15 protein-coding genes are annotated in these 14,596 nt (G+C 52.7%); 13 read left to right on the top strand and 2 right to left on the bottom strand.

The window, feature by feature from the left end; all coding sequences use genetic code 11:
• The 10 genes from mutL to B2067_RS14400 all read left to right on the top strand — a co-directional run.
• Positions 1 to 1,554: DNA mismatch repair endonuclease MutL (gene mutL / locus B2067_RS14445; RefSeq protein ID WP_301388930.1), on the top strand; the 1,554-nt coding region annotated here is incomplete at its 5' end.
• On the top strand, positions 1,554 to 2,528 hold the full coding sequence (gene miaA / locus B2067_RS14440) for a tRNA (adenosine(37)-N6)-dimethylallyltransferase MiaA (protein ID WP_301388929.1): 975 nt from the start codon (positions 1,554 to 1,556) through the stop codon (positions 2,526 to 2,528). The genes mutL and miaA, both read left to right, overlap by 1 nt.
• A gap of 216 nt (positions 2,529 to 2,744) precedes the next feature.
• Positions 2,745 to 2,990, top strand: coding sequence for an RNA chaperone Hfq (gene hfq / locus B2067_RS14435; protein WP_068437341.1), 246 nt, complete (start codon positions 2,745 to 2,747; stop codon positions 2,988 to 2,990).
• Positions 2,991 to 3,189: 199 nt separating this feature from the next.
• Positions 3,190 to 4,500, top strand: a complete 1,311-nt coding sequence (gene hflX, locus B2067_RS14430) for a ribosome rescue GTPase HflX (RefSeq protein ID WP_068437344.1) — start codon at positions 3,190 to 3,192, stop codon at positions 4,498 to 4,500.
• A gap of 123 nt (positions 4,501 to 4,623) precedes the next feature.
• Positions 4,624 to 5,811, top strand: a complete 1,188-nt coding sequence (gene hflK, locus B2067_RS14425; RefSeq protein ID WP_068437361.1) for an FtsH protease activity modulator HflK — start codon at positions 4,624 to 4,626, stop codon at positions 5,809 to 5,811.
• Complete coding sequence (gene hflC / locus B2067_RS14420; RefSeq protein ID WP_301388928.1) at positions 5,811 to 6,680, top strand: protease modulator HflC; 870 nt, start codon at positions 5,811 to 5,813, stop codon at positions 6,678 to 6,680. The genes hflK and hflC overlap by 1 nt, the downstream gene beginning before the upstream one ends.
• Before the next feature lie 119 nt (positions 6,681 to 6,799).
• Complete coding sequence (locus tag B2067_RS14415) at positions 6,800 to 7,000, top strand: DUF2065 domain-containing protein (RefSeq protein WP_068437367.1); 201 nt, start codon at positions 6,800 to 6,802, stop codon at positions 6,998 to 7,000.
• A 10-nt stretch (positions 7,001 to 7,010) separates the two neighbouring features.
• On the top strand, positions 7,011 to 8,177 hold the full coding sequence (locus B2067_RS14410) for an ATP phosphoribosyltransferase regulatory subunit (protein ID WP_300428509.1): 1,167 nt from the start codon (positions 7,011 to 7,013) through the stop codon (positions 8,175 to 8,177).
• Positions 8,178 to 8,213: 36 nt separating this feature from the next.
• Complete coding sequence (locus B2067_RS14405) at positions 8,214 to 9,506, top strand: adenylosuccinate synthase (RefSeq protein WP_076516535.1); 1,293 nt, start codon at positions 8,214 to 8,216, stop codon at positions 9,504 to 9,506.
• A 410-nt stretch (positions 9,507 to 9,916) separates the two neighbouring features.
• On the top strand, positions 9,917 to 10,375 hold the full coding sequence (locus B2067_RS14400; protein ID WP_297533871.1) for an acyl-CoA thioesterase: 459 nt from the start codon (positions 9,917 to 9,919) through the stop codon (positions 10,373 to 10,375).
• 60 nt (positions 10,376 to 10,435) lie between these two features.
• Here B2067_RS14400 and B2067_RS14395 read toward each other — a convergent pair whose 3' ends face one another.
• Positions 10,436 to 11,959 (bottom strand): carbon-nitrogen hydrolase family protein, encoded by a 1,524-nt coding sequence (locus B2067_RS14395; RefSeq protein ID WP_301388927.1) that lies wholly within the window; start codon positions 11,957 to 11,959, stop codon positions 10,436 to 10,438.
• A 424-nt stretch (positions 11,960 to 12,383) separates the two neighbouring features.
• On the opposite strand from B2067_RS14395, the gene B2067_RS14390 reads away from it, so the two are divergent.
• The 3 genes from B2067_RS14390 to B2067_RS14380 are packed head-to-tail and all read left to right on the top strand — an operon-like array spanning position 12,384 to position 13,604.
• Positions 12,384 to 13,124 (top strand): metallophosphoesterase family protein, encoded by a 741-nt coding sequence (locus B2067_RS14390; RefSeq protein ID WP_301388926.1) that lies wholly within the window; start codon positions 12,384 to 12,386, stop codon positions 13,122 to 13,124.
• The gene (locus tag B2067_RS14385; protein ID WP_301388925.1) at positions 13,052 to 13,312 is read left to right on the top strand and encodes a hypothetical protein; all 261 of its coding nucleotides are present in this window, start codon (positions 13,052 to 13,054) and stop codon (positions 13,310 to 13,312) included. The genes B2067_RS14390 and B2067_RS14385 overlap by 73 nt, the downstream gene beginning before the upstream one ends.
• Complete coding sequence (locus tag B2067_RS14380) at positions 13,287 to 13,604, top strand: hypothetical protein (protein WP_068436041.1); 318 nt, start codon at positions 13,287 to 13,289, stop codon at positions 13,602 to 13,604. Before B2067_RS14385 ends, B2067_RS14380 begins: the two co-directional genes overlap by 26 nt.
• 65 nt (positions 13,605 to 13,669) lie before the next feature.
• Here B2067_RS14380 and B2067_RS14375 read toward each other — a convergent pair whose 3' ends face one another.
• Positions 13,670 to 14,542, bottom strand: a complete 873-nt coding sequence (locus B2067_RS14375; protein WP_301388924.1) for a LysR substrate-binding domain-containing protein — start codon at positions 14,540 to 14,542, stop codon at positions 13,670 to 13,672.
• Between the last annotated feature and the right edge of the window lie 54 nt (positions 14,543 to 14,596).

Raw genomic sequence — 14,596 nt, 5'->3', positions numbered from 1 at the left:
TCCAGAGAGAAAGGCTCAGATGAAGCCTGGCAGGTGAAAGCGGAAGGGCGTGATATGCAGGCGGAAGTCAGCCCGGCAGCCCACCCAACAGGCACCACGGTTGAAGCGCGTGACCTGTTTTTTAATACGCCAGCACGACGTAAGTTTCTGCGTACAGAAAAGACAGAATTCTCTCACCTTGAAGACACACTGAAAAAGCTCGCACTCAGTCGCTATGACGTTGCTTTTACGCTGCGTCATAACAACCGCGTCATTCATTCGTTGCGCCCTGCGGCCCGGACGATTGATCGTGAGAAACGGGTGGCAACACTGCTTAATCCGCAATTTATGGATAACGCAGTGCACATTGAAACCGAAGGTGCGGGCCTGACAATTGAAGGTTGGGTGGGTTTACCGACGTTTTCGCGTTCGCAGGGGGATATGCAGTATTTCTTTGTGAACGGCCGGGCGGTGCGTGACAAACTGGTCGTGCACGCGATTAAACAAGCCTACCGTGATGTGCTTTATCATGGTCGTCATCCGGCGTTTGTACTTTATCTCTGGTTGGACCCGAAGCTGGTGGACGTTAACGTTCACCCGACCAAGCACGAAGTGCGCTTCCGCGATGGTCGTCTGGTGCATGATTTTATTTTCCGTTCTCTGCACCGCGCTCTGGCGGACATACGCCCGGAGCAGCCGACCGCGAATCTGCAGCCAAGTGCAGCTCCGGCGGCAACAGGTACAGAGGCGGGAGAGTTTCAGGGACAGAACCGGCTTGACTGGCAACAGCCTGCTAACGAACGAGTTCCCTTCTCTGCAACCGCTGACGGCGCCGCGACCTCAACAGCTCAGAATTTTTCTGGCGGTTCTTTTGGTCAGAGTTTTTCTGACAGTCGTCCGGGGCAGGGCGCAGTGGCTGAACAATTACGCAGTTACGAACAGCTGAATCAGGGAGCGCCACAACCACTTCCTGAATCCAGTGCAGAAGACCTGCCGCCACTCGGGTTTGCCGTCGCTCAACTGCATGGCATTTATATACTCGCGCAGAATGCTCACGGTCTGGTGGTCGTGGATATGCACGCTGCACACGAGCGAATTACCTACGAGCGTTTAAAAGTCGCGGTGGATGAGCAGGGCGTTCAGAGTCAGCCTTTGCTCGTGCCCGAAACTCTGCACGTCAGTGAGCGTGAGGCCGATGCGGCAGAGCAGTTCTCCGATGAATTCCGTCAGTTCGGCGTTGAGCTGGCGAGAGTGTCGCCAGAGAGTCTGATGATCCGCCAGATTCCGGTATTGTTGCAGCAGGCAAATGTCGGGCAACTGATCACTGATATGCTGAGTGATCTGATGGAGCATGGCGCCTCGGACCGGATTCTTGCCCATCGCAACGAACTGCTGTCGACCATGGCGTGCCATGGTTCTGTACGGGCAAACCGGAAACTGACCCTACCTGAAATGAATGCTTTGTTACGGGATATGGAAGCCACCGAGCGCTCCGGACAGTGCAACCACGGGCGACCGACCTGGACTCAGATGACGATGTCAGAGTTGGATAAGCTCTTTCTGCGGGGCCGCTGATGTCAGAATCCTTACCTCCTGTGAGTTTACCGCCCGCGATTTTTCTGATGGGGCCGACGGCCTCAGGTAAGACGGCACTCGCACTGGAGTTGGTTAAGAACCACGATTGCGAAATTATCAGTGTCGATTCAGCGCTGGTCTACAAAGGCATGGACATCGGTACCGCCAAGCCGGACGCCAGTATGCAAGCGCAGGCACCGCATCGCCTGATTGATCTGATTGATCCGGCCGAGGCATACTCCGCCGCTAATTTCCGTGAAGACGCTTTACGCGAAATGGCAGACATTACCGCCGCAGGCAAAGTGCCATTGCTGGTGGGTGGCACCATGATGTATTTCAAATTTCTCCGCGACGGCGCTGCAGATCTGCCGAAAGCCGACGAGGCAATCCGGCAGCGGCTACTCGAAGAAGGCCTTGAGAAAGGTTGGCCGGCGATGCATGCGCGGCTGGCAGATATCGATCCTGAGTCCGCACGTCGCCTGAAACCTATGGATTCTCAGCGTATTCAGCGTGCTCTAGAGGTGTATATGATCTCTGGCAAAACACTGACGGAATACTGGGCCGAGCAACAGACCGAGCCGCTGCCCTACCATGTCGTGAACCTCGCGGTATGCCCGGCAGAGCGCAAGCGTTTACACGAACGCATCGCCGAGCGTTTCCGTATTATGGTGGCCGATGGGTTTCTCGACGAGGTAAAAGCGCTGCGTGCCCGTGGTGATCTTGATAAGAATATGCCGTCCATCCGTTGCGTTGGATATCGTCAGGCGTGGGACTATCTGGATGGTGAATACGACTACGACGAGATGATAGAACGGGGCATTATTGCGACGCGCCAACTGGCCAAACGTCAGATCACCTGGCTGCGTAGCTGGCCCGATCTTCATTGGCTGGATACCGATGATCCGGATATTGTCAGAAATACCTTGAAAATACTCAGCACCAGCGCCATATTTAGCCGTGAGAACGGCTGCTGACCGTATTGAATTACCATAACAATGCAGAATTCGGCATTCTCGGGCTGAACCCGACGACCAAATATGTGTCTGTACAGATGATCCGGTTTAGGTGTACCGGTTTATTTCATGGCCTCCATGTTAGTTTTGGGGCAGGTTCTGGCCACCAATGGGGCAATCTACTATTACTTCGCCGACCGCAGATTGGAAGGCACTCTCTCATTTAGGAGAACAACTATGTCAAAAGGGCACTCTTTACAAGACCCTTATCTGAACCAGCTTCGTAAGGAGCGTATCCAGGTTTCTATCTTTCTGGTTAACGGCATTAAGCTGCAGGGTCAGATCGAATCATTCGATCAGTTCGTTATCCTGCTGAAGAACACTGTTTCTCAGATGGTTTATAAGCACGCAATTTCTACTGTAGTTCCAAGCCGCAATGTGCGTCTGGCACCAGCAGCAGAACAGGGTGAAGGCGAGGAATAATCGCCCGGCCTGATCAGGGGCTTTGCCGTAAAGAGGGCGGGCCCGCTGATATTCCCACTATCCGACTGAAACAACCGCAGTGTTGTTATTGAGCGTCTGAGGCATCATTGTGTCTCGCATCTGCTATTTTTTATCGGAAGCATCCGGTACGACCAGATTTCCAAATTCTGAATAATCGCCGATAAAGGTACATCTATCTGTGTTTTTTGAGCGTCCTGACAGTGGTGGTGAAGAAGCCATCCTCGTACACGTCGACTTCCCCGAAGGAGCGAACCGGGAGGACCTGAGTGAATTCCGTGAACTCGTTATCTCTGCGGGGGCAGACCCGGTAGATCTGGTAACTACTAAGCGGGATGTACCTCACGTAAAAACGTTCGTTGGTAAGGGAAAAGTTGAAGAAATCGCCGAGGCCGTGCGTATGCATGATGTGAGTCTGGTGATTTTTAACCATGCACTGACACCCAGTCAGGAGCGCAACGTTGAGCGTGAAATCAAGTGCCGGGTGCTCGACCGTACCGGCCTGATTCTCGATATCTTTGCCCAACGCGCCCGTACCCACGAGGGTAAACTGCAGGTTGAGCTGGCGCAGCTGCAGCATCAGTCGACCCGTCTTGTCCGTGGCTGGACTCACCTTGAACGTCAGAAAGGTGGTATCGGTATGCGCGGGCCGGGTGAAACTCAGCTTGAGACTGACCGACGTCTTCTGCGGGAGCGGGTGAAAAGTATTCATGCCCGTCTTGAGAAAGTAAGGGCACAGCGTAACCAGAGTCGCCGTGCGCGTAAGCGCTCAGATGTACCGACCGTTGCTATTGTCGGATACACCAATGCGGGTAAATCGACTCTGTTCAATGCACTGACGCAGGCTGAGGTCTATGCTGCAGATCAGTTGTTTGCAACGCTTGATCCGACCTTGCGACGTCTCGAAATTGATGACGTGGGTGAAATCGTTCTGGCGGATACGGTTGGATTTATCCGACACCTGCCCCATAAACTGGTAGAGGCATTCCGTGCCACTCTTCAGGAAGCGGCAGAAGCTGACCTGTTGATGCACGTGATCGACTGTGCCTCGGATGAACGGGAAGGCAATATCGAGCAGGTTGAGCTGGTACTTGGAGAAATTCAGGCGGATGAACTGCCTGAATTACGTGTGTACAACAAGATCGACCTGTTGGAATCTGGTGAGCCGCGCATCGACCGGAATGAGGATGGTGTTCCCGTTGCGGTCTGGGTGTCGGCACAGGAACGACTTGGTTTTGACCTGCTGTGTCAGGCGATGTCTGAGTTGTTGGGCGAAGAGATCTTCGAAGATCGGCTCACGCTGGCACCTGCGGATGCACGTCTTCGTGCAATTCTTTACGAAAGCGGTGGCGTTCAGGGCGAGGATTTTGCCGATAATGGTGACATCCATCTGCAGATTCGCATGCAGTTGCAAGACTTTAAACGAGCGTTATCTAAAGCTGAGGTTCCTGAGTCGCGCTTTATCGCGCAACCTGCAGATCCCTGGTTATAGCGAAAGTCGGCGGTTAGTTGCCCGATTCAATGCCTGATGGGCTGGCCGCTGCGCTCAAATCCGTTATCATGACGGACGTACTATTCATTTATGACAAAACAGCCACACTGACTGGAGTGATCTATGGCCTGGAATGAGCCTGGCGGTAATGGCAACAAGCCCAAAGACCCTTGGGGTAACAATAACAGGGGCAACGGCGGTGGTGGTGGTAATCAGCCACCCGATCTGGACGAAGTGATCCGCAAACTGACCGATAAACTGAACGGTTTATTCGGCGGCAAGAAAAGCGGCGGAAATAACAACAACGGCGGTGATGGCAGCATCACAGGTTTTCTTGTTGTTGCCGCAGTCATCGCGGCAATTCTGCTAGCGATGAATTCTGTATACATCCTCGACACTCAGGAACGCGGCGTTGTATTACGTACTGGTAAGTTTGACCGCATCGAAGGTGAAGGTCTGAACTGGAAACTGCCAGTGATTGAAGACGTAATCATCGTCAACGCGACCCGTGTTCGTGAAACTGAAATCCGTGAAAGCATGCTGACCGAAGACGAAAACATCGTCGACGTAAAACTGAACGTGCAGTACCGCGTCACCGATCCTGTGTCTTATGCGCTGCGTGTTGAAGACCCTGAGCTGACTCTGCGTGATGCCGCCGAAAGTGCGCTGCGTCATGAGGTGGGTTCCACCGAGATGGACCCTATCCTGACCACAGGTCGTGTGGTTCTGGCAGAAGCGGTTAAGCAGCGCCTGCAGTTCTACATGGATGAGTACAATACAGGTATCACTCTGCAGAACGTGAACATCAAAGACGCTACCCCGCCAGCCGCGGTGAAAGAAGCGTTTGATGATGTTCAGCGTGCTAAGCAGGATAAAGAACGCACTATCAACGACGCAGAAGCCTACGCTAACTCGGTTGTACCGGAAGCCCGTGGTCGTGCTCAGCGTCAGCTTGAAGAAGCCCGGGCTTACCGTGAGCGTGTTGTGGCACGCGCAGAAGGTGAAGCCGATCGCTTTACCAAGCTGTTAAGCGAGTACAACAAGGCACCCGAGGTTACCCGTGAACGTCTCTACATTGATGCTGTGACTCAGGTGTACAACAAGAGCAGTAAAGTTCTGGTGGACGTCGAAGGCGGTAACAACATGATGTACCTGCCACTCGATAAACTGACCCAGCAGGCTCAGGGTGTGGCTCGTCAGTCTGATCTCAGTGATGAAGACATCAAGCGCCTGACTGATGAAGTGATCCGTGAGGCTAACTCGCGTCGTACTTCAGGCAGTTCATCTACTATTCGTCGGGAGGGTCGATAATGTCACCTAAAGCATTTACTTCGCTGATCGTTATCGCGCTGGTGGTCCTGATTGGTAGCCAGAGCTTCTACATCATCAAAGAAACCGAGCGTGCGATTAAGCTGCGCTTCGGTGAGATGATTGACGACGATGTTCAGCCGGGCATCGGGTTTAAAATGCCACTGGCCGATGTCATCAAGCGTTTCGATGCGCGTGTACTGACGCTGGATACTCAGCCATCACGCTTCCTGACGTCAGGTAAGAAATACGTCATCGTTGATTCGTTCGCGAAATGGCGCATCAAAGACGTGCGTAATTACTACCAGGCGACATCGGGTGACCGCACTCGTGCAACGCTTCTTCTGGAAAACCAGGTGAACAAGGGTCTGCGTGACGAAATCGCAGCGCGCAGCCTGTACGAAGTTGTTTCTGGTGAGCGTGATCAGCTGATGACCAAACTGACCGCAATGCTCAACGAGCAGACGCAGGACGAGCTGGGTATCGAAGTACTGGATGTTCGCGTTAAAGCGATCGACCTGCCAGATGAGCTGAGCAATAACGTGTATCAGCGTATGTCGGCAGAACGTGGTCGTGAATCCCGTGAGATCCGCTCTGAAGGTAACGAGCTGGCTGAAGGTATTCAGGCAGACGCAGATCGTCAGAAAACGGTGATCGAAGCAGAAGCCTACCGGGAAGCAGAGCAGATCCGCGGTGAAGGTGACGCTGAAGCATCACGTATCTACGCGCAGGCGTTCAACAAAGATCCTGAGTTCTACTCATTTACCCGCAGTCTGAAGGCTTACACCGAGACCTTTGAAGGAAACGATATTCTGTTGCTCGATCCTAAGAGCGACTTCTTCCGTTACCTGAACGACTCTAAAGGGAACTAATGGCAGTCGGGCCTGAACATGTTTGCATGTTCAAGCCCGGTCAGCTCTGGTAGAATCCCGCAACCGGGCTGGTAGCCCGGTTTTTTTGTGCAATTCTGTTTTACATCAAGGTAGAGAAAGTGTCCGCAGAAGCCTGGCATACACTGGCGGTGGCCGTCAGTCTGGTGCTGATTATCGAGGGCGTTATCCCTTTTCTTTACCCCGCACGATGGCGCCAGCTGGTGATCCGGATGGCCGAGACAGATGACCGCACCATGAGAATGATCGGGCTCTTCAGCATGTCGCTGGGGCTCATCCTGCTTTACCTGTTTAACAATTGAAGGCTGGACAATGACTGGAGCTGACCGTTGGCTGCTGCCTGATGGCATTGACGAAATCTTACCGCCACAGGCGCGACGTATAGAACAGTTACGCCGCCATCTGCTCGATTATCTCGATAATTGCGGTTATGACTTCGTTATCCCGCCGGCGCTGGAGTATCTTGATTCACTGCTGACCGGCACGGGCAAAGACCTTGATCTGCGCACGTTTAAGGTGACTGATCAGCTGTCTGGCCGCCTGATGGGGTTGAGTGCGGATACAACACCGCAGGTCGCCCGTATCGATGCGCACAGCCTTGCTCCGGAAGGCACCAGTCGTTTGAGTTACTGCCGTACTGTGTTTCACACGCGTCCGGCATCACTGCTGGCCAGTCGCACGCCAACTCAGATTGGTGCGGAGCTGTATGGCGTAGCTGGCACCAGTGCCGATGTCGAAATCATCAGCGTGATGCTCAGCCTGTTGTCTGAAGCTGGTATCGAAGGTGTTCACCTGGACCTCGGTAATGTCGGTGTATTCCGCGCATTAGCCGACAGTGCTGGTCTGAGTGATGAGCAGCAGAGCGAACTGTTCGACCTGCTCAAGCTTAAGTGTCAGACGGACACATTGGCGTGGGTTGAGCGTGAGCTGAGTGACAGCCGTTTAACTGAAGCATTCAGCCTGGTGGCTTCAATGCAGGGCAGTGCCAGTGCACTGACCGACAAATTTGCGCGCTTAGCTGAACTGGTGCCCGTTGCGGCGCAGCAGCTGAGCGATATGACACAGGCGATTGAAGCGCTGATGCAGCGTTTTCCTCAGGTATCAATCACCTGTGATCTGACCGAATTACGTGGTTATGATTACCACACAGGTCTGGTATTTGCGGCCTATGTGCCGGGCTACGGTGATGCTGTAGCTCAGGGCGGTCGCTATGATGAAACCGGTGCTGATTTCGGGCGAGCACGTCCGGCAACCGGTTTCAGTGCCGACCTTAAAGTACTGGCGGCTCTCGGTCAGCGTCAGTTTGAAGCAAAGGAAACCGTGGCCGCTCCTGCGTCGGATGATCCGTCGTTATGGCAGGCAATCACGGACTTACGGACCAAAGGATACCGTGTAGTGACCGAAGCGAATGGTGATGTTGCAGGGGCGTCTCAGCGACTGCAGCAAAACGATGGCCAGTGGATACTGGTCAGCGCCTGAATTTTTAAATTTAACGACTGAGTGAAAGATTCTGCCATGGGCAAAAGCGTTGTTGTTCTGGGCACCCAGTGGGGTGACGAAGGTAAGGGTAAAATTGTTGACCTGCTGACTGAAAAAGCAGCGGCCGTCGTCCGTTTTCAGGGTGGCCACAATGCAGGTCATACCCTGGTAATTAACGGTGAGAAAACTGCACTCCACCTGATCCCGTCCGGCATCCTGCGTGATGGCGTTCGTTGTGTCATCGGTAATGGTGTGGTTCTGGCGCCAGATGCTCTGTTGAAAGAGATCCGCGCGCTTGAAGAGCGCGGCGTACCTGTGATGGATCGTCTGCGTATCTCTCACGCTTGTCCTCTGATTCTGCCATACCATGTCGCTCTGGATCAGGCGCGCGAAATTAAGCGTGGTAATGCGAAAATCGGCACGACAGGCCGCGGTATTGGCCCGGCGTACGAAGACAAAGTTTCTCGCCGTGGACTACGTGTTGATGACATGTATCAGCCAGAGTTTGCTGACAAACTGAAAGAAGTCATGGAATACCATAACTTCTCTCTCGTGAACTACTATGGCGTTGATCCGGTCAGCTACGAAGAGACACTGGCTGCCTGCATGGACTGGGCTGCTCAGATTAAAGACATCGTTGTTGATGCTGTTGATCTGGTGCACACCGTGCGTGAAGACGGTGGCGACATCATGTTTGAAGGTGCTCAGGGCACTCTTCTGGACATCGACCACGGTACATACCCGTTCGTAACCTCGTCTAACACCACTGCCGGTGGTGTGGCGACAGGCTCTGGCGTTGGTCCTCTGTATCTGGATCAGATTCTGGGTATCACTAAGGCTTATACGACCCGTGTTGGTTCTGGCCCATTCCCGACGGAACTGTTTGATGACGTCGGTAAGCACCTGGCAGATGTCGGTAAAGAGAAGGGCACGACCACTGGCCGTGACCGTCGTTGTGGTTGGTTCGATGCTATGCTGGTTAAGCATGCAATCCGCGTTAACTCGATCAACACCATCTGCCTGACCAAGCTGGACGTTCTGGATGGTCTGGACACCATCAAAGTGTGTATCGGTTACCAGGACGAGAATGGCAATGCGTTGAAAGTACCAGCGTCTGCTGACCAGTTCGAGAAAGTGACTCCGGTCTATAAAGAGCTGCCGGGTTGGACTGAAACGACCTTCGGTGCCAAAAGCATTGACGATCTGCCAGAGAATGCACGCGCTTACATCCGCTTCGTAGAAGAAGCGATTGGTGCGCCGATCGATATTATCTCTACCGGCCCGGACCGCGTTGAGACCATCGTTCTGCGTCACAGCTTCGAGCTCTGATTACGACGTTCGCTCGTAATGCTCCTAAGACCCGCCTCGGCGGGTTTTTTATTGCCTGACGAAAAGCTGACGATTTGGCAGTAACCAATCAAAACCGACGTGTGGCTTATCTGTTTTCTGACGTTTCTTTAATTCCCGTTTCCAAGGAGCCGGTTCAAGTTTCTCAGGACGTGTTCGTGGCCGGATAAGTCTTGCCGTTATGACTAATGAAAAAGTACTAGTCCGTGTTTATAAAGTTCTCCCTTGCCAACTTTGACTGGTGCTTTCTTCGTATATTTGATTAATTTTCACCCTTTCTTTTTCAGCGGGCATAGTCGTTGCTCTAGTACTTCTGTCGGCGCTGACTGACACCTTTTCTTATCGCTGGCCACGATGGCGAGCACCAATGAAGTATTAATGGGGCGATTATCATGCTGGATTTATACGATTATCCGATTGTTGTTGAGATACCCGTAGCGTGGGGCGAAATGGATTATTTCCACCATGTGAATAACACGGTGTACTTCCGTTATTTTGAAAGCGCGCGCGTTAAATACGTCGAAGCGATCAAAATTGAAGAATATATGGCTAAGACGGGCATGGGCCCGATTCTTGGTAGCACGAGTGCTAAGTTCCTGGCACCGCTCAAGTACCCTGACACCATCAGTGTGGGTATAAAAAGCGTTAAGCTGGATTCCGGCCGCATCGTTCAGGAATACGGCGTGTGGAGCCATGAGACGTCACGCCTGGTCGCTAAAGGTGAAAGCACCATGGTCTTTTTTGATTATAAAAAAGGCCGCCCGTGTGACATCCCGGAAGGCCTTCGTGAGAACATTCTGAAGTTAGAGCCATATCTGGCGGAAACAAATAAAACGACGGAATCTGCCTGAGCGTAGTCTCAGAATTGCCGGGATGCCTGTTCATCAGCATCCCGGCTTTTCCTCTCTGTCTTACTTCTTGATAAGGACGTCGTACAGGTCTTTGCGACGGTCTTTCAGGTTTCTGACCGAACCTTCGTTATGCAGAATGCGTAACTTATCCATATCCAGATCCGAAAACAGCAGCATCTCTGTGTTCGCTGTTGCTTCAGACAAGGTCGCATCATGCGGGAATGGGAAGTCCGACGGTGTCAGTACCGCTGACTGACCATACTGCACGTCAAGGCTCTCCACTTCTGGCAGGTTGCCGACGCTGCCCGCGATGACTACATAGCATTCGTTTTCAATGGCACGGGCCTGGGCGCAATGGCGGACACGCAGATAGCTGTTTTTCGTGTCTGTCCAGAAAGGTACAAACAGAATTTCCAGACCCTGCTCAGACATAATCCTTGATAACTCAGGGAATTCGACGTCATAACAGATCTGAATGCCAACGCGGCCTGCGTCAGTTTCAAATACCTGGAGCTTATCACCGCCTTTAATCACCCAGTCATTTTTCTCGTGCGGAGTGATATGGATTTTGCGTTGCTCATCAACCTGACCACTGCGGTGGCAAAGATACGAGACGTTGTAAATCGCGCCGTTGTCCATGATCGGCATCGAGCCGGTGACGATGTTAGCGTTGTACTCAACGGCCATCCGTGACATAGCATCACGGATCGGATCGGTGAAGTCGGCCAGAAAGCGTATGGCTTCCGTCTGGGAGGTCTGGGGTCCAAGCCCCATCAGCGGTGCGTTAAAAAATTCCGGGAACACAATAAAGTCGCACTGATAGTCCGATACCGTATCGACAAAGTACTCGACCTGCTTCAGCAGCTCCTCCAGTGACTGAACGGTACGCATTTGCCACTGAACCGCGCCCACGCGTACTGTCGTTTTGCGGAACTCAAGAACAGTATCGGTCGGCTCATACAGAATATTATTCCATTCCAGTAGCGTCGCGTAGCCAACAGACTCAGAGTCTTCCGGCAGATACTTTTTCAGCAGGCGCTTTACCTGAAAATCATTAGACAGCTGGAAGGAGAGAATCGGGTCGTAAATCTCTTTCGTGTCGACCTTGTGGATAAACTCCATAGGCGACATTTCTTTGCGATAGGTGTGATAACTCGGGATACGGCCACCCGCAAGAATTGCCTGAAAGTTGTACTGGCGGCAAAGCTCTTTCCGGGCGTCATAGAGGCGTCGGCCAATCCGCATGCCACGGTGAGATTTTTTAATAACGACATCAAGGCCGTACAGCGCATCACCATCAGGATTGCTGCGGATAACGTCGTTAGCGCCAACAATATCCTCGTAGGTGTGGGGGTTGGAGAAGCGTTTGTAGTCTACCTGTACGGACAGGGCGATACCGACCAGAGTATCGCCATCAATGACGCCAATCTGTCCCTCTGGAAACTCTTCGATCAGGCGCTTAATCGTGTGCTTTGGCCAGGAGCCGCCCAGCTCCGGATAAGCTTCATCCATGAGTACTTTAATATCGGGATACTGCTTCAGTGTCAGGTTGCACAACTCAAGATGAAGACGTTCTGATGCCATGTATGTACTTCTCTTTTAAGAACGGGGAAATTTTTCTCTAATCTAGCAGGAATGCGGTTCTATTCAAAAAAATGCTGCCGACAACATAAGGTCGATAGCAGAGGACAACCACAGTCAGTGAGACCCGTTGCGGTAAAAAGGATTCAATATTTTCTGAAAAGAGTAATCCGCAATTGGGATAGTGCTGGCTAGTAAATGTAAGAGATACGCCCTGCGCGCGCGAGTACGCTTTAACTGTGTCGCTTAAATGACAGCAACAGCCTGTTGTCAGTAAAGACGAATCAGTGATGACATTGCATCAGCGCCTAAGTGCAGTACGGCAACGGAAATCTGGCCCGTATGGATTTTAGCGTCTGTCGGCCTGTCACAGAAACGACATTGCCTGTGGGCTTACTGAGTCCTCCAGAAATTTGGGGGACAATCCATGAATAATTCTAAAGTAATGGCTCACCTTGGCCTGTTGGCTGCCGCTGTGGCACTGACAGCCTGTGGTGGCGATAGCAACAACAGCAGTAACAGCAGTAACAGCAGTAACAGCAGTAACAGCAGTAACAGCAGTAACAGCAGCAACACTGAAACACCTGATACCAGTCTCGATACGCCAGTCGTTGAAGCGCCTCAGGCTGAAGCTCCACAGACAGAGGAGCCTCAGAATGAAGGCGTCAACGAAGAAGCGCGTTTCGGTGCTTTCACGGTAGGCGTACTGCCAGATACTCAGGGCGGCTCGGATGAAACCGGGCAGGCCCATTTGGCGATGCACCCGATGGACGAGGTGCTCAAACATCAGCTGGTAGCGGGTGTGGATCTGGTGATACCCGTAGGTGACCTGACAGACAAAGGCTCTGCGGTTGAATGGGAAGAGTGGACCAGCGTCGCGCGTCCCTACAAAACGCAGGGCATGGAATTTCTGCCAGTAATGGGTAACCACGAACTCAATTACTCGTACACCACCGGCTGGATTAACGCCATGCGTGAATTCATTCCGGAAGATGCGGTGCACATGCCGGGCTACGAATGGGTGAACTACTACGTTATCCGCGAAAACGTTCTGATCATCGGTCTCGCTTATTACAACCTGCCGCTGGCGATTAAGTGGATCGAAAATGTGGTCGAAGAAAACCGGGAAAAGTCGATCGCATTGTTGTCGCCAGTCACGATGGCCTGATCGGTGCGAAATACGGTCTGACGCGTGAACAGATTGTCGAAGGCACGAAAGATGACGACTGGGTATACAGTGTCGCTGACGAAATTCGCGCGTTCTTCTCTGAACACGATGTGATTTACGTTCAGGGTCATGAGCACCAGTACCAGCGCTCACTGATTGCACGTGATACTGCCAGCCACAGCCACTGAATCCTGGGACATCTCTGACGCCGTCTCTGACCCTTACGCCGTTGCCTTTACCGCCTCAGCGGGTGTGTCAGGTGGCAGTGTGATTCTGGCGCAACACAATGGCGAAGACTGGCAGCCTCTGGCTGATGCCAGTTGCATCATCGATGGTATGTGGCTGGAAAGCTATGTCGACACGCCGCCAGCGCGTGACGGTGCCTGTGCTGAACAGCCGCTGCTCGGTTATGACAGCGACGACAACATCTGGTGGACGGTATTGAACGAAGACGCCGAGCTGGCTCTGATCAGCCGTTAATAGCCGGTATACGTTGCTAAAGAGAGAGCCCTGGTACGCCGGGGCTTTTTTATTTTCGTTAGAGGTTATTGCCCCAGATGCTCGGTCAGATACGTCAGTAATACCCGTACTTTCGGTGACAGTTGGCGGCCCGGCGGATATAACGCCGAGATGCTTTCTTTCTCTGGGCGGAAAGGGGTCAGTACCTCAACCAGCTCACCTCGTTTTAATGCGTCACCCACGTAATGGTTCGGCAGCTGAACAATGCCTAAACCTCGCATTGCAGCATCGCACAGGGCTTCACCACTGTTGCATCTCAGGCGTCCATTCACCCGCAGAATGCGCTCACCCTGTTCATCGCGGAATCTCCAATAATCCAGCGTGCCGACAAGGCAGTTGTGATCGCGAAGCGCATCGAGTGTCTCAGGAATGCCAGCATCATCCAGATAGGCCTGCGACGCACAGGTAAATAGCTGACGACTGCCCAGCCGTCGCGCGACCAGGTCCGGGGTATCAATTTTGCCAAGCCGGATCGCAATATCGTAGTCGTCGGCAATCAGATCCATCTTCTGGTTGGTCAGTTCACAGTGAAGGCGGATGTCCGGATACTGCTCCAGAAAAGCATTCAACACCGGTGCCAGCTGGCGCTCGCCGTAGGTCACTGGGGCCGTCAGACGGATTAACCCCTGCGGTACACTCTGAAGCTGCTGTACCGCATGCTCCGCGCCCTGCAATGCCTCTATTAATGGGCGGCAGGATTGATAGTAGAGCTGTCCGGCTTCGGTCAGGTGTACGCGTCTTGTCGTCCGGTACAGCAGTTTGATGCCCAATCGCTCTTCGAGCAGTCGAACCTGCCGACTGACCTGCGCCGTTGAGATCGAAAGCCCAGCCGCTGCCTTGGTGAAGTTCTGCGATTCTGCGACCGCGACAAATTCATTCACGCCTTGCCAAAGGTTCATTGTTACCAATATGTAATAGTGATTTTATAGATTGCTAGATTATCTCTATTTGGT

Source organism: Thalassolituus sp. UBA2590 (genome assembly GCF_002339775.1).
Taxonomy (GTDB): domain Bacteria; phylum Pseudomonadota; class Gammaproteobacteria; order Pseudomonadales; family Oceanobacteraceae; genus Thalassolituus.
This window is presented reverse-complemented; position numbering and strand designations above follow the sequence as displayed.